The organism is Klebsiella planticola ATCC 33531, from assembly GCF_000735435.1.
GTDB lineage: Bacteria > Pseudomonadota > Gammaproteobacteria > Enterobacterales > Enterobacteriaceae > Klebsiella > Klebsiella planticola.
Map to the genome: position 1 here is coordinate 15,007 of NZ_JMPP01000070.1, position 21,486 is coordinate 36,492.

General features: G+C 51.4%; 24 protein-coding genes and 1 pseudogene. 7 read left to right on the forward strand and 18 right to left on the reverse strand.

The genetic code is table 11. From position 1 onward, the window contains the following. Positions 1-123: 123 nt before the first annotated feature. From GRPL_RS27960 to GRPL_RS00445, 3 genes are all read right to left on the reverse strand, one after another. The gene (locus tag GRPL_RS27960) at positions 124-696 is read right to left on the reverse strand and encodes a flavin reductase family protein (RefSeq protein WP_032700791.1); all 573 of its coding nucleotides are present in this window, start codon (positions 694-696) and stop codon (positions 124-126) included. Between the two features lie 93 nt (positions 697-789). After that, on the reverse strand, positions 790-1,305 hold the full coding sequence (locus tag GRPL_RS27965; RefSeq protein WP_012540014.1) for an NAD(P)H-dependent oxidoreductase: 516 nt from the start codon (positions 1,303-1,305) through the stop codon (positions 790-792). Between the two features lie 16 nt (positions 1,306-1,321). Continuing rightward, on the reverse strand, positions 1,322-2,287 hold the full coding sequence (locus GRPL_RS00445; RefSeq protein WP_032700792.1) for an aldo/keto reductase: 966 nt from the start codon (positions 2,285-2,287) through the stop codon (positions 1,322-1,324). A 116-nt stretch (positions 2,288-2,403) separates the two neighbouring features. Here GRPL_RS00445 and GRPL_RS00440 point away from each other — a divergent pair, with 116 nt between their 5' ends. Then, on the forward strand, positions 2,404-3,297 hold the full coding sequence (locus GRPL_RS00440) for a LysR family transcriptional regulator (protein WP_032700859.1): 894 nt from the start codon (positions 2,404-2,406) through the stop codon (positions 3,295-3,297). A 196-nt stretch (positions 3,298-3,493) separates the two neighbouring features. Here the strand turns inward: GRPL_RS00440 and GRPL_RS00435 are convergent, their stop codons facing one another. Continuing rightward, positions 3,494-4,381 (reverse strand): LysR family transcriptional regulator, encoded by an 888-nt coding sequence (locus tag GRPL_RS00435; RefSeq protein ID WP_032700793.1) that lies wholly within the window; start codon positions 4,379-4,381, stop codon positions 3,494-3,496. A gap of 142 nt (positions 4,382-4,523) precedes the next feature. Here GRPL_RS00435 and GRPL_RS00430 point away from each other — a divergent pair, with 142 nt between their 5' ends. The 3 genes from GRPL_RS00430 (at position 4,524) to GRPL_RS00420 (ending at position 7,368) form a co-directional block, all read left to right on the forward strand. Beyond that, the gene (locus tag GRPL_RS00430) at positions 4,524-5,921 is read left to right on the forward strand and encodes an amidohydrolase family protein (RefSeq protein WP_032700794.1); all 1,398 of its coding nucleotides are present in this window, start codon (positions 4,524-4,526) and stop codon (positions 5,919-5,921) included. 14 nt (positions 5,922-5,935) lie between these two features. Then, entirely contained in the window at positions 5,936-6,409 is a 474-nt protein-coding gene (locus GRPL_RS00425; RefSeq protein WP_032700795.1) for a DMT family transporter, read from the forward strand. 98 nt (positions 6,410-6,507) lie between these two features. Further along, positions 6,508-7,368, forward strand: coding sequence for an SMP-30/gluconolactonase/LRE family protein (locus GRPL_RS00420; RefSeq protein ID WP_012540029.1), 861 nt, complete (start codon positions 6,508-6,510; stop codon positions 7,366-7,368). A 105-nt stretch (positions 7,369-7,473) separates the two neighbouring features. On the opposite strand, the gene GRPL_RS00415 is transcribed toward GRPL_RS00420, so the two are convergent. After that, positions 7,474-8,427 (reverse strand): aromatic alcohol reductase, encoded by a 954-nt coding sequence (locus GRPL_RS00415; RefSeq protein WP_012540026.1) that lies wholly within the window; start codon positions 8,425-8,427, stop codon positions 7,474-7,476. A 69-nt stretch (positions 8,428-8,496) separates the two neighbouring features. Here GRPL_RS00415 and GRPL_RS0126150 point away from each other — a divergent pair, with 69 nt between their 5' ends. Both GRPL_RS0126150 and GRPL_RS00410 read left to right on the forward strand, forming a co-directional pair. Next, a complete protein-coding gene (locus GRPL_RS0126150; RefSeq protein ID WP_012539944.1) occupies positions 8,497-8,931 on the forward strand; it encodes a winged helix-turn-helix transcriptional regulator in 435 nt (144 codons plus the stop codon). A gap of 330 nt (positions 8,932-9,261) precedes the next feature. After that, on the forward strand, positions 9,262-10,218 hold the full coding sequence (locus tag GRPL_RS00410; RefSeq protein ID WP_012539955.1) for an alpha/beta hydrolase: 957 nt from the start codon (positions 9,262-9,264) through the stop codon (positions 10,216-10,218). A gap of 1,010 nt (positions 10,219-11,228) precedes the next feature. Here GRPL_RS00410 and GRPL_RS00405 read toward each other — a convergent pair. Further along, positions 11,229-12,062, reverse strand: coding sequence for an oxidoreductase (locus GRPL_RS00405; protein WP_032700796.1), 834 nt, complete (start codon positions 12,060-12,062; stop codon positions 11,229-11,231). Positions 12,063-12,166: 104 nt separating this feature from the next. On the opposite strand from GRPL_RS00405, the gene GRPL_RS00400 reads away from it, so the two are divergent. Beyond that, positions 12,167-13,087 (forward strand): AraC family transcriptional regulator, encoded by a 921-nt coding sequence (locus GRPL_RS00400; RefSeq protein WP_012540028.1) that lies wholly within the window; start codon positions 12,167-12,169, stop codon positions 13,085-13,087. Between the two features lie 230 nt (positions 13,088-13,317). Here GRPL_RS00400 and GRPL_RS28680 read toward each other — a convergent pair whose 3' ends face one another. The 12 genes and pseudogenes from GRPL_RS28680 to traX all read right to left on the reverse strand — a co-directional run bounded on the left by GRPL_RS28680 (position 13,318) and on the right by traX (position 21,429). Continuing rightward, positions 13,318-13,458: a hypothetical protein gene (locus GRPL_RS28680; protein ID WP_491895533.1), complete on the reverse strand. Its 141-nt coding sequence runs from the start codon at positions 13,456-13,458 to the stop codon at positions 13,318-13,320. A 641-nt stretch (positions 13,459-14,099) separates the two neighbouring features. After that, the gene (repA, locus tag GRPL_RS00395; protein ID WP_032700797.1) at positions 14,100-15,119 is read right to left on the reverse strand and encodes a plasmid replication initiator RepA; all 1,020 of its coding nucleotides are present in this window, start codon (positions 15,117-15,119) and stop codon (positions 14,100-14,102) included. After that, positions 15,112-15,663 carry a plasmid replication initiator RepA gene (repA, locus tag GRPL_RS00390; protein ID WP_032700798.1) on the reverse strand — a complete coding sequence of 184 codons (552 nt, stop codon included), beginning with the start codon at positions 15,661-15,663 and terminating at the stop codon, positions 15,112-15,114. The genes repA (GRPL_RS00395) and repA (GRPL_RS00390) overlap by 8 nt, the downstream gene beginning before the upstream one ends. Then, positions 15,656-15,727 carry a RepA leader peptide Tap gene (tap, locus tag GRPL_RS27970; RefSeq protein ID WP_072023609.1) on the reverse strand — a complete coding sequence of 24 codons (72 nt, stop codon included), beginning with the start codon at positions 15,725-15,727 and terminating at the stop codon, positions 15,656-15,658. Before tap ends, repA (GRPL_RS00390) begins: the two co-directional genes overlap by 8 nt. A gap of 213 nt (positions 15,728-15,940) precedes the next feature. After that, positions 15,941-16,211: pseudogene (locus GRPL_RS27390) on the reverse strand (replication regulatory protein RepA). Between the two features lie 140 nt (positions 16,212-16,351). Continuing rightward, on the reverse strand, positions 16,352-16,918 hold the full coding sequence (locus GRPL_RS00385) for a phospholipase D family nuclease (RefSeq protein WP_050500342.1): 567 nt from the start codon (positions 16,916-16,918) through the stop codon (positions 16,352-16,354). A 6-nt stretch (positions 16,919-16,924) separates the two neighbouring features. Next, positions 16,925-17,524, reverse strand: a complete 600-nt coding sequence (locus tag GRPL_RS00380) for a DUF2726 domain-containing protein (protein ID WP_050500343.1) — start codon at positions 17,522-17,524, stop codon at positions 16,925-16,927. Positions 17,525-17,656: 132 nt separating this feature from the next. Further along, positions 17,657-18,241 carry a hypothetical protein gene (locus GRPL_RS00375; protein WP_032700799.1) on the reverse strand — a complete coding sequence of 195 codons (585 nt, stop codon included), beginning with the start codon at positions 18,239-18,241 and terminating at the stop codon, positions 17,657-17,659. Between the two features lie 153 nt (positions 18,242-18,394). Beyond that, positions 18,395-19,039 (reverse strand): hypothetical protein, encoded by a 645-nt coding sequence (locus GRPL_RS00370; RefSeq protein WP_032700800.1) that lies wholly within the window; start codon positions 19,037-19,039, stop codon positions 18,395-18,397. 38 nt (positions 19,040-19,077) lie between these two features. Continuing rightward, on the reverse strand, positions 19,078-19,863 hold the full coding sequence (locus GRPL_RS00365) for a DsbA family protein (RefSeq protein WP_032700801.1): 786 nt from the start codon (positions 19,861-19,863) through the stop codon (positions 19,078-19,080). 111 nt (positions 19,864-19,974) lie between these two features. Continuing rightward, positions 19,975-20,562, reverse strand: coding sequence for a fertility inhibition protein FinO (locus tag GRPL_RS00360; RefSeq protein WP_032700802.1), 588 nt, complete (start codon positions 20,560-20,562; stop codon positions 19,975-19,977). A gap of 141 nt (positions 20,563-20,703) precedes the next feature. Further along, positions 20,704-21,429: a type-F conjugative transfer system pilin acetylase TraX gene (gene traX, locus GRPL_RS00355; protein ID WP_032700803.1), complete on the reverse strand. Its 726-nt coding sequence runs from the start codon at positions 21,427-21,429 to the stop codon at positions 20,704-20,706. Positions 21,430-21,486 lie beyond the last annotated feature (57 nt).

The following is a 21,486-nucleotide window of genomic DNA, read 5'->3' on the forward strand; positions in this document are numbered from 1 at the left end:
CCGAAAAGCGGCGTCCCCTGCTGGCTCAGAGGCGACATCGCCTGCTGGCCATGAGGGAACAGGAAGGCATTTTAACAACCGGTCCCTGCATTTTACTGTATCAGTACAAGCAGTACTTGCGTATTAGTCTTTGCCCGGACCATGGTCAAACCGGGTTCCTTTGCCGATGGCATAAAACTGTCCCCCGGCGACATAATGTATGGTTCGTAATTCGTCAGGTGCTTCATCAAATATCCAGTGCCCATTGCGAAAAACCCGATCGTCACTCCACGCGCCGGCAATTTCTCCCATAAACAGATTATGTTCCAGCTCATATGCCGCGTTAGGTATCACATCACATACAAGCCAGCCAGCACAGCCCTCTACCAGCGGAACATCGAATTCTTTCAGGTAGAACATCGGTATTTTATGATTCTTGTCAGGCCTGTCACGGTAGCTGTGTTCACCTGTGTACAAAACGGTTTCCATCTGGCTGACTACAGGTATCTGTACGGCAAACAGACCACTTTCTTCCACCAATCGACGGGTGTAAGCCTGCGGACTGATATACGCCATGACTTTATTGATTCCTACCAGACTCACCCATGCGGCGGCCATCACATTGGCATTACCATTATGCTTAGCGGAAATCATTGTAGTAGGGCCGACCTGCAATAATCGGTATGCTTTATTCAGTTCAACTGGCTGTAAAGACACAGGATTTCTCCTTCCCATTGATAAAAAATGTGCCGTTAACGGCAACGGCACATTTGAGGGCGTGTTAAAACACTGATGGTCGCCCGAAGTTAATCAGGCTAATACCGTTTTATATTGTTCGACCTGAGCTGCGATTTCTTCGTCAGTTATCGTCGCGCTTCCGCCTGTAATAAACGGCTTGATGTAGTTCATACCCAGATACCCGGAGATGGTTTCAAAAGACAGCAGGTACTCGCCTACCGTATGTCCGGCAGCGCCATCAGGCTGATAGGCAGACTCTGCACCACCAAGCGAAACGGCCAGCATGAGTTGCTTGTCGCGCAGCGCCTGTGTTTCTCCACCATGTGACCAGCCGTACGTCAGTACATCGTCAAGCCACTGTTTAAGAAGTGGCGGCGTGCTGTACCACTGCATAGGAAACTGCAGCACGATACGATCCGTCTTTTCCAGTGCAGCCTGTTCAGCGGCCACGTCGATTTTGCCATCCGGATACTGGTCATACAGATAACGCACTTCAACGTCGGTCAGTGATGCTGCACCTTTTGCCAGGGCTGAGTTTACCCGTGACTGATTAATGTTGGGGTGGGTAACAAATACAGTTGTTTTCATGTCGATCTCTTATTTTTCAGAAGAATGTTTCGTCAATTTCAAGCCGGGATAAAGCTTCATTGATATCATTTAATTCAGCGTCACTGAGCTGAACGTTTGCGGCGTGAAAATTCTCTTCGAGCCGGTGTAATTTCGTTGTTCCCGGGATCGGTACGATGTAAGGCTTCTGAGCCAGCTCCCAGGCAAGAACAATCTGTGCTGAAGTTGCGTTGTTTCTTTCCGCGATTTGAGCAATCAAATCCAGTAGCGCCTGGTTATTTTCCATTACTTCAGGTTTGAAGCGCCCCATCATGCCCCGGTAATCGCCTTCCCCGTAAGTTGTATCAGCGGTAACCTGACCACTCAGGAATCCATTACCCAGCGGGCTGTAGGCCATAAAGCCAATATCAAGTTCATCGCAGACTTTGAACAAATCCTGCTCAGGTTTACGCCACATCATTGAATACTGGTCTTCGACCGCGGTGACCGGGCAGATCGCATGAGCCCGGCGTATGTAAGATACGGGCGCATTGGATAAGCCCCAGTACTTAATTTTCCCCTCCGCGATTAGCTCTTTCATTAATCCCGCCACCACTTCCGGCTCAACTTTTGGATCGACACGATGCTGATAAAACAGGTCGATATGGTCGGTTTGCAGACGACTGAGTGAACCTTCCAGTTGCTCTCTGACAGACGCCGGACGGCTGTCTAATACCGGCACCAGCTGTCCATCAATGTTTTCCATTCCGGTCACGCCGAATTTGGTCGCGATGATAACGTTGTCCCTGTGTTTGCTGAGCGCAACACCCAGCAGTTCTTCGTTTTCAAATCCGTAAATGGGGGCAGTGTCGAAAAGGTTGCAGCCCAGTTCTACAGCCTTGTCTATCAGCTTTGTTCGCTCACGGATTTCAACTGAATAGCCGTAGCCATGGTCCATGCCCATACACCCCAGCCCCATTTCCGAGACATGAAGTCCCTGGCTACCTAACCTTCTCATTTTCATGATTATCTAACCCTTTTTTAAAGCATTTCTGATTCTGAGACGTTAAGTATACGGCTGGATTTGTTGCTGAAAAATTGTTAATTTAGAAAATCAGAATTGCTAAAATCACAATAATGATGAATAAACTTGATGCGCTGAAATTTTTTGTTGCCGCTGCAGAAACGATGAACTTTCGTGAAGCAGCAGTCAGACTGGCCATTTCCCCTTCAGTGGTGACGCGGACTATTGCCGAACTGGAAAATCAGCTCGGCGAGCCACTTTTTAAGCGGAATACCCGATCAATTGTGCTGACCAGCTTTGGTGAGCTTTTCCTGCCGAAGGCCATGCGGCTACTTGAAGATTCAGAGGCCCTTTTTCAGACGGCCCGAGATGACAATGACATGAAGGGCGTTGTGAGGATCACGTTATTCCGGTTTCCCGGCCACGAGCAGGTGTTATATGAGCTTCTTACCTCCCTCGATCCTTATCCTGAGCTGTTTATAGACTGGCGGTTAGACATGATGAAGCTGGATACTGTTCAGAACCGCATTGACATGGGGATCCGTATAGAGCGGGAGCCAAACCCGAATTTTATCGTCAGGCCCATTACGCTGGTTCATCACGCGCTGATGACATCACCCGGGCTCATTGAGAAGCTGGGCGCGCCGAAAAATTTCGACGATCTGCGCCAGCGCTACCCTTTCAGTGGCCTGCTGAATCCTGAAACCGGAAAAGTATTCGAATATATGCTCGATGGCGTTGATACTTTTGTACCGCGCCATCTGGAGTTTTTTACCACCGACTCCCAGTCGGAGATCCAGGCTGCGTTAGCCGGTAAAGCTGTCATTCAGTCGAGTAATCTGGCCTGCAGGGAATACCTTGAAGACGGCAGGCTGGTCAATGTCCTGCCCGAACTGAAACTGGAAACCTGGCAGCTTTATCTTTACAGGCCCTATCAGACCCTGGTACCGCAGCGCATCAGGACCGTTTTTCACATCCTTGAAAGTATTTTACTCAGACACTTCAGTTGAAAGCGGGCCCGGATATTGCTGGCGCTCTTAGCTGGCATCCTCCATAAACCGGAGATGTGAATTATTGAGTAGTGCCTTTCTCCGGGAAGTCGCTGCTCCGGGAGGATCTTACCCGCAGAAACAAAGTCTGCCGCTCGTTCAGGGGCCCTGAATACTGGCGACTTTTAATGTGCAACGGGGAGCTGTGACAGGCGTATCAACTGAATATTTCACCTATCCAGTCTGCAAATGCACGTACAGCAGGGGAAAGAAAACGTTGATGAGGATAAAGTAGCGTGACAGGAACAGACGGCGGCTGCCAGTCGGCCAGAACTTCAACCAACGTTCCTTTCTCCAGGTGTTCTGCTACAACATTTTCAGCAAGCTGCGCCAGTCCGAACCCTTCAAGGCACATTTTTATATAAAGCCCCGTCTCGTTGACGGCTGCCTGCCCACTGACGGATACGGACAGCGTTTCTGTTCCCTTTACAAAACGCAATTCGTCTGTACGCCGGCTTTGTCCGGAAAAATAATGAATAGCCCGATGATGAGACAGATCTTCAGGTGACTGCGGAATACCGTACTCCCTGAGATAGTCGGGAGAGGCGCAGGTTATCCAGCGAAATTCTCCGAGCGGACGAGCTACAAGCGTGGAGTTAAGTAACTCTCCGGTTCTGATCACGCAGTCTACACCCTCCTGAACCAGGTCAACCTGCCGGTCGCTGACGCCGGTCATCAGGTAAATGTCAGGATAACGGCTGTAGAACTCTTTCAGGTTTGGCATGACGATGAAGTGCGCTATACCGCCGGGCATATCAACGCGTAAACGGCCACGGGGGCGCCTGTTCAAATCGGCCAGACTGGCTTCCGTATGTTCAACTAAGGCCAGAATTTCCCGGCACTGCGCCAGATACTGCAGACCTTCCGGAGTAAGGCTGACACGTCTTGTGGTCCGGTTCAGCAGACGCACCTGCAGATATTTCTCCAGGTTTTTGATGGTGCTGGTAACAGTAGAAGAAGGCAGGGAAAGTGTTTCCGCGGCCCGGACGAAGCTTCCGGCCTCAGCCACCCTTATAAAAACCTGCATAGCCTGAATACGATCCACCTGACTGCACTCCTGAATAGCATGTAACGGTGATAATGCTCATTATTCGTAAATTCTGAATGATGAAAACAAGTTAGTCATCTTTTTCAGTTTAAAAAGGAGGCGTATTGTTTCCATTCTGAACCTGAAAGAGACACTTAAAATGACCGATTACATCAGAAATATTGTTAATAATCAGACGGAAAATGCGCCGGTAACCCTGATCCGCGGTGCAACCATACTGAGTATGGATGAGAATGTTGGTAACCATGAACGTGGCGATATTCTTGTCACAGGTTCAACCATCACCGCAATCGGCAAGGACCTGAACGCCGAGGGTGCTCAAGTCATTGATGCCACAAATATGATTGCCATGCCGGGGATGGTCGATTCTCATCGTCACGCCTGGGAAGGTCAGCTGCGCCGCATCAACCCCAACGCCACCTGTCTGGACGACTACAGCAATGCCACGCATTTCTCGTTCGCGAAATATTACCGGCCTGCCGATATCTATGTTGGCAACCTGCTGACGGCGCTGGGCGCGATTGATGCGGGTATCACTACCATGATCGATAACTCGCACAACAGCCGTACCGCAGCGCATTCAGACGCCGCCGTTGAAGCCCTGCTTGATGCCGGTATTCGCGCTATTCATGCGTCCGGTGCGCCGGTAGCAGGCGAATGGGATAAAGCGCACTGGCCTGGCAACTGGCAGCGTCTGCAGGAAAAATATTTCAGGGATAATCCTGATAGTCTTGTGACGCTCGGCGTCATGGCCCAGCTGGAGCCGGAATTGTGGGCCGAGGCCCGCAGGCTGGGGCTGCCAATCGTGACCGAGTTCTTTGGTGCTGAGATGGCCTCCGAGCTTGAATCGCTGCATCAGCAGGGCCTGTTGGGTCCGGACAATATCTTTAACCACTGTACCGCGCTGCCTGATGAGGGCTGGGAAATCCTGCGTGAAGCCGGCGTGCGGGTAAACGTCTGCCCGCGCTCAGATTCGCACTACGGTATTGAAAGCGGGATGTTTGCTATTGAGGCTGCGCAGCGTCATGGCATTACACCGGGTCTGAGCGTGGATAACGAAACGTCTTACAGCACCGACATGTTTATGGAAATGCGCGTGGCGTTTTATCTGCAGCGCGTAATGGGTATGCATAAGCAGCACTGCTGTGATTCAGATCATTCTTTGACAACGATCCCGGCAGCGCAGCTGCTTAAATCGGCAACGGTCGATGGTGCATTTTGTGCCGGTCTGCAGGATAAAGTAGGCAGCCTGACGCCGGGCAAACAGGCCGATCTGATCCTGATTAACGCGGCTGACCTCAACCTTTACCCGAACGGAAATGCATTCGGAACGGTGGTACATGCAGCTGAACGCAGCAACATCGATACCGTGATGATCGGCGGGCGCATCGTCAAGCAGAACGGCAAAGTGCTGGGTGTGGACAGTGAGCGCCTTCGCGCCGCCATTGATGAGTCACGCGAGCATCTATTTGCGGCAGCAGGGTATGAGCCAGACATCTTTGCGGAAAAATTCCTGCCGCTGGTCCAGGCAAACTGACAGGGAATAACAGCATGAGCGCGATTTATTACGTAATAGCTTTTGCAGCGGGCCTGGGTATTACCCTTCAGACGACACTGAACAGTCAGCTCGCAAAAGGGCTCGGCGGAGATCCGGTCACCGCCGCGTTCTTTTCCTTTACGGCCGGGGCGTTGAGCCTCGGGATTTACTCGCTGCTACGTGGAGGGTTATTTACCTCTTTCGCTGCTATTCCTTCGCAGCCTGCGTGGAGTCTGGCGGGCGGCCTGATCGGTGCCTGTGCGTTGTTCAGCTACGTGGTGCTGGCACCGAAAATCGGTTTTTCAGCTCTGCTAGGGCTGGCAATCGTTGGGCAATTACTCTCGTCGCAAATGATTGACCATTTCGGTCTGCTGGGTGCTGTTAGGCGACCGGTTTCGCTGCTCAAACTGGGGGGCATGCTGGTCATGCTGGCAGGTCTCGCCATCATGCTTTTTGGTGACAAACTTTCAGCGCGTTTTTTGCCCTGACAGGGTGAGAATTACTCCTTACGGCGCTCTGCCATAGTGCAGATGGCCGTAAGTTTTTGGTCAGGCGATGCGAAACTTTTATATGCGGGAGAAATAACATGTTTTCAGTGGCTGCTGATGCCAGAAATTTGCTGGGAGAGTGCCCAATCTGGTGCGAGAGGACACGCAGGATTTACTGGACTGACATTGAAGGCAGCGAACTGCTTGCCCTTGAAGAAGACACCAGTGTTGTGATGCGCTGGTCCCTGCCGGAGCGCCTCGGTTCGTTTGCACTTACTGAAAATCCTGACGTTTTACTGATGGGGCTGGCATCCAGATTCGCCTTCTGCGATCTGAATACAGGTACCTTTATGCCGATAGTGGCGTCACCAGGAGGACCGGGAACACGGACAGGGGATGGTCGGTGCGACCGTGAGGGTAATTTCGTCTTCGGGACCATGGATGACGGGTACCCCGCGAAAGTCATAGGAAGATTTCACAGGCTAAATGCAGCGACACTCAGCATTGAGACTCTACCCCTGCCTGAGGTGGCCATCCCGAACAGCATCTGCTTCAGTCCGGACGGCAGCACGATGTATTACTGTGACTCGATGCAGGGCCGTATAATGTGCTGTGATTACCCCTCTATGAATAACCAGCGCGTGTTCACTGTAACAGAAGGAAAGGGGGCGCCTGACGGCTCCTGCGTGGACGCAATGGGCTATATCTGGAATGCCGAATGGGGAGGAAGCCGTGTTGTACGTTATCGTCCGGACGGAACGACGGACCGTATACTGCCCTCTCCAGGAATTCAGAGCACTTGTCCGACACTCGCGGGAGAAGCATTCACAACGCTGTATTGTACCAGTGCCAGCGTGGGTCTTTCTGTGCCGTCAAGGCATGATGGAGCGCTGCTGAGAGCGAAATCAGCCGTATTCCCCGGTTTACCGGAGAGCCGGTTTTCAGCGCACACAGCATAACCGCTTTGCTATCAGTGCCAACAGGGGGAACAGAGTCTTTCTCATCACCGTATTCGGATAGGCAGGAGAAAGACTCTGGTATTTATTACAGCAGCTTAAATACGTTTATAGCGAGCTGCCCGGGGTCAGGTTTGCATTAATCCAGGCTGCCACATCGGTGACCCGAATGTTATGGCGTTCATTGAATGTCTGCTTTTTATCCCATGCAACTCCCCGCCCCTGCGCAAAAACGGCACGATACTTAGACATCATGTCTTGTGGGTTGAGCGCCAGTTTATCTATCAGATATTCTTCGCTCCATACCGTGCAGTCGAAAGGGCGGCCAAGCGCTGATTGCAGCTTATCTGCAACCTCTGCGTAGGTCAGTGTATCACCGGCGATATACACAATTTCATTACGGATGCGAGGAGTTGTAAATACGATCGCTGCCGTCAGCACCCCGATATCATCAGGTGTTGTCAGCGTCATGGTGTTGTCAATGCTGCCGAGTGCGTGAACAGTATCGTTCTGCAGATCGACCACACCGAAGTCTGGTTCGAACAAATAGCTCATGAAGATGCCGGTCGAAATGATGACCCACTCAGTTTCATGCTGGCTGCGTAGTAAATCACGCACGTCAATCTGCGCGTCGAAGATGTCTTGTGGACTGCCACGTCCGATGGCATCAAAATCGGCACCAAACTGCCATGGAAAATAGCGTGGAATTCGCGCCTGCAGGGCCGCCTGCGCCAGTTTCATTGGTGTATTTATTCCGGCCGCGTACCCCGTGCAGCCAACGACTGTGTCAAATTGCGCAAAGAGGCTGGCCAAATCGTCGACAGAACTCATGACGAGATCGCCCGTGACTATATTAATACCGAGGTTTCTGATTTCCGTGATAACTAATTTTTTTACAGGTTCATCTGACGTTACGGTACTTTCGCGCAGCAGTACGCTGATTTTCGTTCCCTCCACATCTTTTGCCCGAAGGGCAAGATTTCGCAGAACGGGGAGGCCCAGCTCACCGGCACCGAGCACGAGGATTTTCTCAGACGTAGCGTTAAGATCAGTTTTGTTCATAATCTGGCCTTACATGAATTGTTGCGCCACTCTAGCAATTCATAACAGGCTAAAAAAGAAGGTACACGTATGATACCGGGAATCTGTGAAATGGATCGGGACGAAATTCTTCAGTATTCGCAGGCTGTTTGTAAGGGTCTGAGAGACGATGATGATGGCTTGCGGCGGGAGGTACTGGCTCATGCAGGCAGTCGATGGTCACTGGGTATCGTCAACACGCTTGGCGTTTATGGCAGACTACGTCACGCCGAAATTGGCAGGCGTATGCACGGAGTGACTCAGCGCATGCTGACACGTACATTACGACAGCTTGAGCGCGACGGACTGGTTATTCGCCATGATTTCAGTGAAATCCCGCCACGAGTCGAATACGAACTGTCCGATACAGGTATGGAGTTGCTTGTGCGAATGATCCCGCTGTGGACCTGGATTGTCGATAATGCTGATCGCTTTCGTGAAGACCGGTTGAGATATGAAAAAAATAACAATAACCCAAGGGCGTAACTGGCTATGAATATAAATATCACTTTTTGTGATTTGTAGATAATACAAGTGTTTGAATTGATGAGCCTTTCGATATGTATGTATACAGTAGTCATCCGGAGACAGAACCGATTTCACCAAGCTTGGTCGGGATGGTGTAATTACAGAGGATTATATTTTACGTATGTCTGACATCAATGTTAGTCTGTACATATTTCAAATGGGTGTTAAAGCGAATTTTATTTTTTTGCTACCATTAATTCGGCCTTGAAAATTATCTGACAGGATGGCCTACCCTTTCAGAATTATAGGTGGGCTGGTGAAACAATATTTAAAAACTGGTGTTTTTTTATGATTTCTAAAGAAAATAATGAAATATCTTCTAATTATCATGATCTTCCTGGTTATGTTCATGGGGCGAAAATTATCCAAGTCGCCTTGACTAAAACCCCTATAGATAATATTAGTGATGTGGTTTATGAGACAGTAAAAAAAACTCGTTCTGTCAGGCAATTGCATATGTCTTTTCTTGTTCCTCGTACCAACATTTTGAAACCAGGTATCATTTATTTTCCTGGGGGAGGGTTTATGACCGCTGAACACAACAAATTTGTGGAGATGCGCATGGCTTTAGCGGAGGCTGGCTTTGTTGTTGCAGCGGCAGAATACAGGACAATTCCTGATACTTTCCCTGCGCCAGTGATAGATGCTAAAGCAGCAGTAAGATACCTTCGTCAACATGCCCATGATTATGGCATTGACCCCTCACGAATTGGTGTAATTGGCGATTCTGCTGGAGGCTGGCTGGCGCAGATGCTTGGTACCACTAATGGCGATAAGTCATTCGATCACGGCGATTTTCTCAGCCAGTCCGCTGATGTGCAGGCTGTCGCTACGCTTTACGGAATATCAGATCTGCGTAACATAGGTGACGGTTTTCCGGATCTCCGACAAAAAGTGCATCAGTCTCCTGCAGTCACGGAGTCACTGCTAATTAATGGTGTGGCTTTCAAGAATTTTGCAGGTGCCTCAATCAGTTCTGTACCTGAAAAAGCGATAAATGCAAGCCCCATAGGGCGTCTCAAGGGATGTAAACCTCCGTTCCTAATAATGCATGGAAGTAAGGATACATTAGTATCACCTAAACAGAGCGCAACGCTTTACAAAGCCCTTTTGGAATCGGGAAACAAAGCGGACTACGTCCTTATCGAAGGCGCAGAACACGGTGATGATCACTGGTATCAACCCGTTGTCATAAATAGGGTTGTTGACTGGTTCCGCGTGCATCTTTGTCCTGAAAATATATGACGACTGACGCTTTGCTGAATCACTCAGACTGTTTGGTAGCAACGTCCGCTTTTGGCACAAAGCAGACATTAAAGACTACAGCATCGGATGCCGCGTTAGCGGCATGGAGGCGCCAGATGAAGCTGCATGTATCTGTGGAGTCAAATGGCGCCGAAAGCCCGGCGTAGCCGGTTACCTGGCTATAAATTTTGCCACCCTCCCCCCTGCCCTGATTAGCCTTAACCCACTTACAGCAATGAAGAAGTTAAAGTAATCCCTTTTAACCCCGGTGAGCGGGCTTTACGGCGTTTACGACGTAAAGGGCGTGATTTCCGGGGCCTTAGCGGCGGCAGCTTGCTGCTGACGCTTAGGGGGATGTTCTTCAGTTATTTCAGCAACACCAGGGAACTTAACACGGTAGCTGCAAAGCCATACCCTCTTAAAACGCCACAGACGCCTCTGTGCGCGGTCGGACTGGTCCCGATTAGCTACCATCAGAAACTGGTGAGTGGGCCCTTCCCACATACCATAAAGTATCCCCATAGAGCCCGGGTTGTTAGCGCAGTTCCCGGATGTCTCGCTGTACCTCCTGTTCCCGGATATGGATAGCGGTTCTGGAGCCCTGGTCGATTATGCCCTGCTCTTCAGCCCTGAGGAGTCTGTCCTCCTGCTGCAGCGATGTACGCAGCGCGGCTGTATGTGTTTGCTTCTCTCCGGAACCTGAGGTGATGTGTTCGCTTCCGGAGGGCGTCATTTTCACCGCATCCTGGGCCTGTGAGGGGTCAGTTTGGATATCGAAAATTATTGTACGTTAAGGCCATTTTTTGTACTTCCAGGCCGTGTTAAGAGCGATCGATCACGTTGACAGGCAGCTTTGAGCGAGGAGCGGAAGTTGATTTCACCGCAAGCCTGGAAGCCTGAAAGTAAAAAGGCTGAACTGCAAGGGCATCAGCATGATGCCCGAGCGAAATGAGCGCTTGTGCGACCAGCCATAATCCATTATCCAGTATGCTCTCTGTCTCAGCAGCTGATCAGCCATCCGTTGAACGTGTTATTTCTTCCCATTGTTCTATTTCCTTACCTAATGCCTCGAGCTTTTGCCGCACTAAACTTAATGCATCACTGCCTAACAATAAATGTGTTGGAGGGTTCTGACTCTCAATCATTGCCAGCATGGCATGTGCGGCCTTAACGGGATCGCCGAGTTGCTTACCGCTTTTTTCTTCACGTGCCTGACGAATCGGATCAAATAAAGCGTCGTAGTCCGGGATGCTGCGAGCGCTGCGTACCATCGATCGTCCGGCCCAGTCGGTGCGAAACGAGCCAGGTGCCACGGCGGTTACGTGTATGTTGAACGGAGCCAGCTCTTTACTTAACGTTTCTGATATTCCTTCCAGCGCAAATTTGCTGCCGCAGTAATAGCTGATGCCGGGCAGGGTAATGAAACTGCCCATCGAGGTGATATTAATAATATGGCCATGACGACGCTGGCGCATGCCCGGTAGCATGGCTTTGATCATTGCCACTGCGCCAAACACATTGACTTCAAACTGGCGGCGCATCTCTGCGAGCGAGGATTCTTCCATTATGCCTTCATGACCGTAACCGGCATTGTTTACCAGCACATCAACCGGACCGACGGTAGACTCAATCTCCGCAACCACCTCATCAATATGCTCAAAGTCCGTGATATCGAGCAGACGGCCGAAAGCCCGCTGCGAATGAAGCGCCTCGAAATCGTGCTGTGCTTCGCGGCTGCGCACGGTACCGATGACCCGATGGCCTGTGGAGAGGGCTTCCTGCGCCAGTGCACGGCCAAAGCCACTGCTGACGCCGGTGATTAAAATCGTTTTTGCAGATGTCATAAAAGAACTCCCATGAACAATGAAGGTTGCATGGTATTCTACGTCCTGCCGCATTTTTAGGCCGTATCTTCTATTTTTCTTGCCTGATTTTATGAGGTGCTGTGATGCCCGGGATGATTACCTTAGTTAAAGCACTTGCGGTGCAGGAGGGATATAACCTTACCGCATTGCCTGATGTGCGAATATTGCGTGCCGATCGTCCACTTGCCAGAACGCCAGTGCTTTACGATCCGGGGATCGTGATTGTCTGCCAGGGGAGCAAACGCGGCTATTTTGGTCAGCAGACCTATTTATATGATGAACAGCACTACCTGGCGGTTTCGGTGCCGGTGCCGTTTGTGATGGAAACCGACGCGTCCGCTGAACATCCGTTGCTGGCGATTTATATGCATCTGGATTTTCATTTGGCCGCTGAACTGATGTTGCAGATTGAACAGCATGACGCCCGATATCCTCTCGCCGCGCCGCAAAGCATGATGTCGAGCCCAATGGACGACGCGGTAAAAACGGCCGTGCGGCACTTGCTCGAAGTCCTTAACAATCCGCTTGAAGCGGCGATCCTCGGTCCTGCACGGGTACGTGAGCTCTATTTCCGCGTATTAACAGGCGCACAGGGAAATGCCATGCGCGCCGCGCTGACCTTGCAAGGGCAATTTGGCAAAATCGGTAAAGTGCTACAGCGCATCCATGCTACCTACGCTGAGCCGTTAACGCTGACGCAACTGGCGATGGAAGCCGGAATGAGTGTGCCGACGTTTCACAGCCATTTTAAAGCGATAACCCGGATGCCGCCGATGCAGTATGTTAAATCGGTACGCCTGCACCAGGCGCGGATGTTGATGGTGCGTCAGCAAATAACTGCTGCTGCAGCGAGTTACGCCGTCGGTTATGAAAGTCCGTCGCAATTTAATCGCGAGTTTAAACGCCTGTTTGGTCTGCCACCCGCAGAGGAGATTAAACGTATGCAGCGATACTTCGCCGTTCCGCCTGTACAGCAAGCGTCGATATTTGTTTCATCGCATTAAGGCTTATTCGCCTGAATATACCAAGAAGTATGAAAGGTCCGCTTTTGGCATAAAGCAGACGTTAAAGTCTACAGCATGGGAAACTTCCGGATGCCGCGTCAGCGGCATGGAGGCGCCAGCTGAAGTTGAATGGAGTACCGCGGGTAAATGGCGCCGTTACCCGGCGCAGCCGGCTGCTGTTTTGACAGGTTCTGCCAATCCCTTCCCCCGCCCTGATAAGCCATACCCGCTTAAAACATCACAGACGTCTCTGTACGCGGTCGGAGTGGTCCCGACAAGGCGACAGCCGCAGTCGGGGCGTATCTCCGCGTTAGCGGGCCGGAGGGCCGCTTACGAGCGTGTACCAGACAACTGACCGCAGCTCCACCCACAGCGACGAAGAAGAGTAGTTACAACACCCATCATTAAAAGCGATGTTGTTCCCCGGCCTTCGGCCGGGGGCGGCGGCGCTTTTCAGTGGTGGTGAGGGGATTGCTGAAATGACTGAAGCGTCAGCGTGGCTCGGGGGTGGAAGCTGAGGTTCCTGTCATGTTCTGAGTCATGTCAGAGGTGCTGAGGACAGCGCTGGGGTTGTTCTCCGGGGATTCAATTGAATGATGTAACTAATATGGTTGCCGGTTGTATGCCCGCCGCTAGGCGGCGGGAGGTACTTTTGAATCTGAGCGACGTGGACGCTTGCGGCCGCTGTTAGCGAAGGCCTTTTTGATTTGTTCACAGGGCTGGCAAAGACAAAGGATCTCCCTGCTGCTTGTCATGCAGGGGATTAATAACTGGGTTAAGACTGTTTTGCGGGTTTCTGGTTATCTGTTTCCGGAATCTTGCAGTTATCTGTTTGCGGGTTTATGTGGATAACGGTTCCGTCGCTTGCGTGTTATGGCCACCATGTCGGCGAAATCATCAGAAGCAGAGAACAATCCAGACGGGACAGGGATGAAGCGGTGAAAATGACTGAAAAAAACCAACACGAAATGCCCCGGAGGGGCTGTTTTTTAACAAATTGTGACTTACCGGACTAATGCGGTGGGGAATGGCTCAATGACAACTCCAGCTGGTACAGGTGCCCGACGGCCAGCTGCTCAAGTCTGTCTGCGGAATAGCCATAGAGTTCATCTGCCGGCAGCGTTTTCTTCAGCCAGCAGGTCATTTCATAGACCTGGCGGTCACGGGGCATTCTGGACAGACGGTTTGCACGCTTACGTGCGGCACCTTTTGCACGCCGAAATTGCAGAGCTTCACGACTGCGCTGCTCATACCAGCGTTTACGCGCCCTGAGGACAGAAATCTCCTCATGTTCGCCTAACAGCCCCTCTTTAATGAGCGCCTGACGTTCCTCGCATTCCCGCAGTTTCTTCAACTGCTGCTCCTGCAGCTTCATCAAGTCAACGCCCAGCATCTTCCAGCCAGCGGGAGTGATCCAGACGTATTTCGGCAGTCGCTTCCGTGATTCACGGTCCCACATGGTTTCCTCTGATACGCCAAGTACACCAAAGCGTACCTGTTCAGCAATTAATGCCGAAATCCGGCGAACCGTGACTTCATTTCCGGACATCACTTTACCTTTATCATCCTTCGGGCTGAGTTCTCTGGCCAGTCTGGACACACTCATCCCTACCGTGTGTTTACCGGCATCGCAAAAACTAATCAGTACCGGCCATAACGCATCGAGCAGACGTTGTTTCTCCGGACGGAAAGCATATTTACGCCCGGCGCGCTGCCGCTCCCGGACATAGAAAGGATGCAGGGACATGTGCATACGGAGTTTACATTGACCCGTGGCCGCATCTTTTTCCACCAGACGGTTATAGGCGTGGCCCAGCTGGCCACCGAGTGCCTTATAGTGAGACGGCCGGAACCAGGACGGGTTTTCGCATTTGGGTTTGGTGGAGTGCTCACCACGACGGCGACGGGTACGTTTCTTCTCCGGGGAAACCAGAAACGATTCAACGTGGCCATCATCAACGCCCTGCCAGAAACGGATCTGTTCTTCCGTATCCAGCTGACTCCAGTGCTGCGGATTGTGCGGATTACTCATCAGCACCCTCCTTTGCACTGATTTTCAAGGCCTGGCATTTCAGCCTTGCTTCACTCAGAGAGAGTGGAAATATTCTCAGAAACTCGAACAGCTTAGGGGTGAGAAAAATCTCAGCAGTTGAATAACGTCCCGATGAGCAGGCAACGAATCCAAAATCTTTTTCCAGCGATTCCAGTGCTCTGACCGCCCGTCCGATGGATACTTCGCCAGAGAGAGATTGACTTACAAGTCCACACTCCGGGGCCATCTCTCTCAGTGAGCGCAGAACTTTATTTGAAAGAGGATCATAATAAAAGCACATCGCCATGAGCAACGCATTCATCGCTCTGCGGCGCAAAACTGGGGGTTTACGTTTTCGTATTCCATCCCTTCGTGACATCGCGGATGCAATATCGAAATCGAAACTTTCAGTGAAACCATTGGCTTTAGCCATAAGTTTCAGCGAGAAAGGCCAGGGGGTGTAGTCCTGCGAAACCGTGAAAACAGGGTCAGGATTGTTGACCCGAACATACTTATGTGGGCATTGTTGGTTATGATTAGTCACCGCTTCCTGCGCTTATGTTGCACGGAAGGAGTGAGCACAGAAGGTCTTGAACTTTTCTGAGCATGAATCTATACTCCCTGCATAGAGCAACAGCTTCTATGCAGTTTTGAAAGGCCCCGTTAATCTTCTCTTCCGCCAAGTTGATAAAGATTATCGGGGTTTTTGCTTTCTGGTTCCGGAAAATCCCCTCCTGTAGAACCAGTTCCCTGCCACCTTGCGGCGTGGCCAGCCAGAAATCTCTAAACGATCAGTAATCTAGCACTCAAAGCCGGATGGATCAAGAATGTGACGTCGTTACATCAATTCCAAGCTTCGCGGACTCCATTTCAATAAGCCTTTCAATCATTTCTGCCTGAGTAATTCCTTCACTCTCACACATGATTTGAAGCTGATTTTTAAGTGAATCGCGCACAAACACCCTCACCTCTTTGTGCGTCGTTTTTTTTACGCGCAACAGCCTTCTGCTGCCGTTCTGCAGCAGAAAGTGGTTTCCCTTTTCTGTAGGGGCGTTTAGATGAGGAAGTAACTGCGTTTATGGCCTGTGACATCTCTGCCTCCTCAAGCATTTAACTAAATACCTGAACAAAGATACTACAGCTGGCCTGATGCGGCGAGTGGCTATGTTATTTTTTGTTATATAACCTAATCTCCGTTGGCGCGAAGTTCAGGTTAAAAAACGTAACGATTTTCAGTACGTACTCTTCCAGTCCGTTCCCTGTGCCCAGCGGGATGCCCAGTGGTTCAGGTAACTGCGGGCGACAACCGGGTCATCCCACACGACCAGCACATTCTCTGAATTCGAACGGTCCGCAGCCCGACTGAAATTGAAAGAGCCGACCTCGGTATTGCGTTTGTCTGCGACGATCACTTTGTCATGAAGGATCTTATATACGTCGACGGTGCGGACAGGGATACCCGCGCTGACCAGCACGTTCATGGCGGCCACGCTGGCTTTCCCGGTATTCGCCTTCTGGTCCAGTACTACCCTGATATCCACTCCACGCCGTTTTGCCGCAATAAGCGAGCGAGTCACTTCCGGCGACGTGAAGGAGTATCCCATCAGGCGGATTTCCTGCTGCGCTGAATCGATGGTCTTCAGGACCAGCTGCAGGGCCGTTCCTTCCGGGGAAAAGCCGGTCTCGATGGACGCGGCGTTGACTGCCGGCACTGGCGTGTAAAGGGCCAGACTGAGCAGTCCGGGCAACCACCACCGGCTGGCTGGGGTTTGACGGGTCGTTCTTTTTTCTATACTCATACGATTTCACTCCTGATGACGTTCAGTGATGTCATGTCGGTGCTTCAGAAAATCCCTCACACACCTGACCAGTTTCTCTGAATCCCGCTCCCGCAACAGCGGAATGCCGGCCTGGCGAAGTACCTCTTCCAGCAGAATATCCCGGCGTACCCGATGTTTTTTCAGGTGCGAGGCATCATCCAGTTCGACAGCGGCCACAATGGCAAAGGTCGTGATATCCACCACCACCACATCGCAGTGCCACTGTGAGGCCATCCGGAACAGCTGCCACCAGGTCCGGGAGCGAGGCCGGATATGAGGTGCCAGGCTGGCGATATCCGCCACCCGCACCTGCGGGCACAGAAGCCAGCGTTTCCGGTCGGTGTGCTTCAGCAATGCCCGGTAAAAATGCTGTTCCCGTGGCGTCATCAGCATGTCATTACTCACCCAGACCCGCTGACGACACAGTCGCTGTTCCGCCTCGGTGGTGCGAATACCCGCCGCTTTCAGTGCCTGCAGCACCGGAGAGGTCTTTCCCGTTGTTCGTCCCTTCACAAGCAAAACCAGAAAACCCAGCAGACCCAGTACTATGACGATGGCGCCCGTCATCATTAATATTTTTGCCATTCCGGGCCTCGCTTTATAACCATATCAATCCATATGTGTTTCTTTACTCTGTTCAGCATTCCACTCAGCCCTTCTGAAAGAATTTTCCCCGGGGATTTTTTTGCTGCAATAAAAACCCGCATATGAATTTCCTTAAATTTGTTTCAGCGCTATTGCCGCTGTCACAATAGCCTGCAGGGGATGCGTCGGTAATTGATTGCTGTAATTTAGCCAGACACGCCGTAAAACTTCTCCATCTTTGATATAGTGCGGCCTTCGGCTTATTGACTCCTTATCAATACAAATGCCACGAAAAAGTGGCCTGGAACCGACTTTATAGAATTCATGCCGTTCTTCATTGCTCATTTTCATCACCAGTCGATTGAGATAGCGTGAAACCAGAGCAAATGAACGAAACGATGAAAGGTCACCGTTGAAATCCACGACACCACCTTTCAGTAATTTAAATTGACCCGAAGTCATGACAAAAGCCCGGGAGGGTTTTACTGGTATCGTCCAGGTCGCATGGTATTTGTATATCCCTCTCTCCTTTTCGATCCATGCCTCCCCTACAAAATCGACGTCTTCATTTAGCTCCCCGGAAAACATCACTTCTTTATATTTCCCTAAAAAATAGATGTCACCGACCCTCATATCTCTGACTTCACGCTGACACCATACGGGCATATGACAATAGCGCATTAAATCGCGAACAGTCTTCACAGCATCAAGCTTCATTAGTTCACCTTTTTAATTGGTCAATTCTTTTAATTGAATAACAAGCGTAACGAGCCAGTTCTTGTCAGTTCTGTTTATAACGGTATTTCCACGGCTGAACGGGATTCAGGCGTCGCCGGCAATCGCTCCCGATGAGTCTGATGCGCAGTCCCGTCAACGCTCAGTCCCTCTTCTGATGCACCAGGCATCTGCCGGCAACCGATCCAGCAACGCGCGTCGGTATCTGTTCGGCACCCCCTGACCAGCCACGAGGTCAGCAATCAGGACCGATATGGCGGAAATCAACAGCACGTAGTGAAGGACGATGCCGGCCAGCTGTACAAGCTCTGTTGCGGGCATAGTTCGCAGGGCGGTCACCAGACGGATACCGTCCTGCGGAAATCCCCAGACCAGGAAGCCGGCGCCCGTCAGTATCGCTGCTGGCGCATAAAGGCATCCCCGGGAGACAAGCCGGACCACCAGGCCGATAAGGTCATGCATCTGCTGGCGATACACTTCACCGTCCTGGAGAATTTCCCATTCCAGCCGGGCTTTCTCGTGGTGCGGCAGCATGGCCACCACCTGAACACCATCACGGATACAGACCAGCGGTGAAACCTCCAGCGTTCTCATTTGGTCGGTATGACGGGTGTACAGCGCCAGACCGGCCCAGAACAGCGCAACCGGCAGCATCACCAGAAGGGGGCCTGCCCATGCGGGAAAAGACGGGTATAAGAGTGTCAGAAAGAGCGCCAGCGCGCCCCCGTACAAATAACAGAATAATTGCTGTTCAGTGCGCAGGGTGAAATATCGGAACATAAACTCAGTCCTTTAAAAATAAACTGGATTAAAAAATATTAATGACGGGATTTATTGATTGCAGACTGAATATTCTCTGCTTCGGTCATTCCGGTAAATACTGTGATGTTTTCAGCCGTCGCGCCTTTTACCGGCAGCACAATAATTCCGGGTGTTCCGGTTAATCCTGTCTCCGTGGCAATATCATTAATATTCTTCAGCGTGGTGTTAATCTCTTCAATGGTCTGCGGTTGAAATGAAATTCCCCCCGATGTCTTTTCAATATCTCCCTTCGTCAGCTTCCCTTCATTCAGGCCTGTCCCGTACAGACCATTGTGATATTTAAGATAGGCCTCCGCTCCTTGCTCTTTCCAGACCTGCAGACCTGTTTTCGCTGCCAGCAGTGACGCTGGCCACCGACTGCCGAAAACCGGCCATTCCATAAAGAAATAGCGCACCTTCGTGTTGTTCTTTATGACCTTCTCCAGCTCGGGTGCAAACCGGCTGCACCAGATGCACTGATAGTCGAAGAATTCGACCACCATCACATCCCCGTCCGCAGGCCCCCAGGACGGGATAGTTTTATCGCCCAGTATTTTCGCCTGCTGCGCCAGCGCAGCGGATGTCAGCCCCCGGCTTTGTTTTTCCTCCTGCTCCTGCTGAAGTTTCTCGCTCATCTGAATCAGTATTTCAGGATGAGCACGCAAATAATCGGCCGCTATTTCTCCGATTCTTTTTTCCTGGATGACGGAGAAAGTCTTTTCTGTCTCAGGCTCTTGAGCAACGCTGTTATTAACAAAGGTGGCGAAAATAAATGGAAGCAGCAAATATATTTTACGTTTCATTTTTATTCCTTTAAAAGTTTCAGTGTAGATAAAAGAATGCCCGACTGCTAAAGAGGTTAAATTCTTTAGCAGGAGCATTTACAGGTAAATTTATTTGTGGCAGAGAATGAATTAAAGCGTCTGACTCTGTATTCGGGCACTCAGGCGGCTCTGGCGCACTCTCCGTTCACGGGCATAGTTTTCTTCTTCTGGCGTCACGGTCGCCACAATATTTCCCTGCAGGTCATACCGGGGAGCGCCAGCCTGCATCAGGGAAAGATACTCTTCTGAACGCGTCAGGCTTTTCAGGCACTTAAGCACCTGTTTATGCGACAGCGGGAGGTTGCGTTGCGTAATGTCCGCAAACAGATGATCACGCATCCCCGTCGCCAGCAGACGTGGCACATTACCGTCGAACAACTGTGGCCAGAACGCCTTCAAAGTCATGATGGCCTGTTCCGGCGGCAGCAGGCGCAGATATCGGACCGGAGGCGGTGGCTTTACCGCGTTGACCACCGGCGCAGATTCACGTGCTGCGGCTTCGTCAGCCTTTTTGGCCCGCTCCAGCTTCTCCTTCTTTACCTTCCAGGCCGGAGGCGTCGTGACCACCACCACTTTTTTACGCCGTACCACTACGGGCGTCTCAGGGGTTCCGGTCGCCGCGGTATCCGCTGCCGGCTTTCTTTTCAGACTCAGTACAGGGCGTTTTTCTTCAGTCATAACAAGGTTTTTTATCTGACAGGAACCAGACTATAAGATACGTGAACACGGTCAAAAGCGCATCCTTTCAGGGCGTAGGCCCCGTTTATCCTAATATTAGATGTCTGCGCAATTGCTGCCCGGACTGATGTCCGGGCTTTTTTACATCGAGACAACGATACCCAGCACCGCCAGATGCACGGCATAGAACATCACGAAGAAATGACGTGGCCAGAAACGTTTCACACGTTCCCCGGCAGATGAACACACCATCAATGCCAGCAGCGCAATGGTCAACCCGGCCACCGACTCACTCACGTCGTTCGGGTTCATCAATAACACCATGATGGCCCACAGCACGCCGTATCCCAGCCGTTCCGTAGCACGTTCTGCCCGACAGAGAAACCAGCCGGCGATAAGCATGCCCACCCCGGCCGCACCGTAGCTGCCGGATGACAGCGGTATCCACGCCGCCAGGAGTGTCATGGCCAGCAGAACATATTGCCGGGAAGGCTGGCTGAACCACCGCAGGGCCTGGCCGGTCACCGCAAAGGCAAACAGAATATTCCCCGTGTACCACGGATATCCAATCAGCATAAAAGACACCTGGGCGACCAACGCCCAGCCCCACAGACTGTTCAGCTGCGACTGGCGAATTTGGCCGTGCCGCGCCAGGTTCACCCCCCACACCAGACCGAACAGCGGAAAACATCCCCGCCCCAGCAGGCGCATGATCTCGTTATTGTGGGCCAGCAATAAGCCTGCATGGTCGGTGACCATCAGGACCAGGGCCACCGTTTTAATCATATCCGTCTGCCCGGGCGTCCAGGTCAGGAGTGCCTGCAGCCAGCGGTCAGCGGCACTGAGGCGCATTACATGTGTTGTCATCTTTATGTCCTTTTTATCCCTTACATCGCGCCCCGGCAGGGTGCCCGATTTTTAATC

Coding starts and splice junctions, on each gene's coding strand:
- GRPL_RS27965 (WP_012540014.1), bottom strand. CDS start 1,305: ATGAAAACAACTGTATTTGTTACCCACCCCAACATTAATCAGTCACGG.
- GRPL_RS00445 (WP_032700792.1), bottom strand. CDS start 2,287: ATGAAAATGAGAAGGTTAGGTAGCCAGGGACTTCATGTCTCGGAAATG.
- GRPL_RS00440 (WP_032700859.1), top strand. CDS start 2,404: ATGAATAAACTTGATGCGCTGAAATTTTTTGTTGCCGCTGCAGAAACG.
- GRPL_RS00430 (WP_032700794.1), top strand. CDS start 4,524: ATGACCGATTACATCAGAAATATTGTTAATAATCAGACGGAAAATGCG.
- GRPL_RS00425 (WP_032700795.1), top strand. CDS start 5,936: ATGAGCGCGATTTATTACGTAATAGCTTTTGCAGCGGGCCTGGGTATT.
- GRPL_RS00420 (WP_012540029.1), top strand. CDS start 6,508: ATGTTTTCAGTGGCTGCTGATGCCAGAAATTTGCTGGGAGAGTGCCCA.
- GRPL_RS00415 (WP_012540026.1), bottom strand. CDS start 8,427: ATGAACAAAACTGATCTTAACGCTACGTCTGAGAAAATCCTCGTGCTC.
- GRPL_RS0126150 (WP_012539944.1), top strand. CDS start 8,497: ATGATACCGGGAATCTGTGAAATGGATCGGGACGAAATTCTTCAGTAT.
- GRPL_RS00410 (WP_012539955.1), top strand. CDS start 9,262: ATGATTTCTAAAGAAAATAATGAAATATCTTCTAATTATCATGATCTT.
- GRPL_RS00405 (WP_032700796.1), bottom strand. CDS start 12,062: ATGACATCTGCAAAAACGATTTTAATCACCGGCGTCAGCAGTGGCTTT.
- GRPL_RS00400 (WP_012540028.1), top strand. CDS start 12,167: ATGCCCGGGATGATTACCTTAGTTAAAGCACTTGCGGTGCAGGAGGGA.
- repA (WP_032700797.1), bottom strand. CDS start 15,119: ATGAGTAATCCGCACAATCCGCAGCACTGGAGTCAGCTGGATACGGAA.
- GRPL_RS00385 (WP_050500342.1), bottom strand. CDS start 16,918: ATGAGTATAGAAAAAAGAACGACCCGTCAAACCCCAGCCAGCCGGTGG.
- GRPL_RS00380 (WP_050500343.1), bottom strand. CDS start 17,524: ATGGCAAAAATATTAATGATGACGGGCGCCATCGTCATAGTACTGGGT.
- GRPL_RS00375 (WP_032700799.1), bottom strand. CDS start 18,241: ATGAAGCTTGATGCTGTGAAGACTGTTCGCGATTTAATGCGCTATTGT.
- GRPL_RS00370 (WP_032700800.1), bottom strand. CDS start 19,039: ATGTTCCGATATTTCACCCTGCGCACTGAACAGCAATTATTCTGTTAT.
- GRPL_RS00365 (WP_032700801.1), bottom strand. CDS start 19,863: ATGAAACGTAAAATATATTTGCTGCTTCCATTTATTTTCGCCACCTTT.
- GRPL_RS00360 (WP_032700802.1), bottom strand. CDS start 20,562: ATGACTGAAGAAAAACGCCCTGTACTGAGTCTGAAAAGAAAGCCGGCA.
- traX (WP_032700803.1), bottom strand. CDS start 21,429: ATGACAACACATGTAATGCGCCTCAGTGCCGCTGACCGCTGGCTGCAG.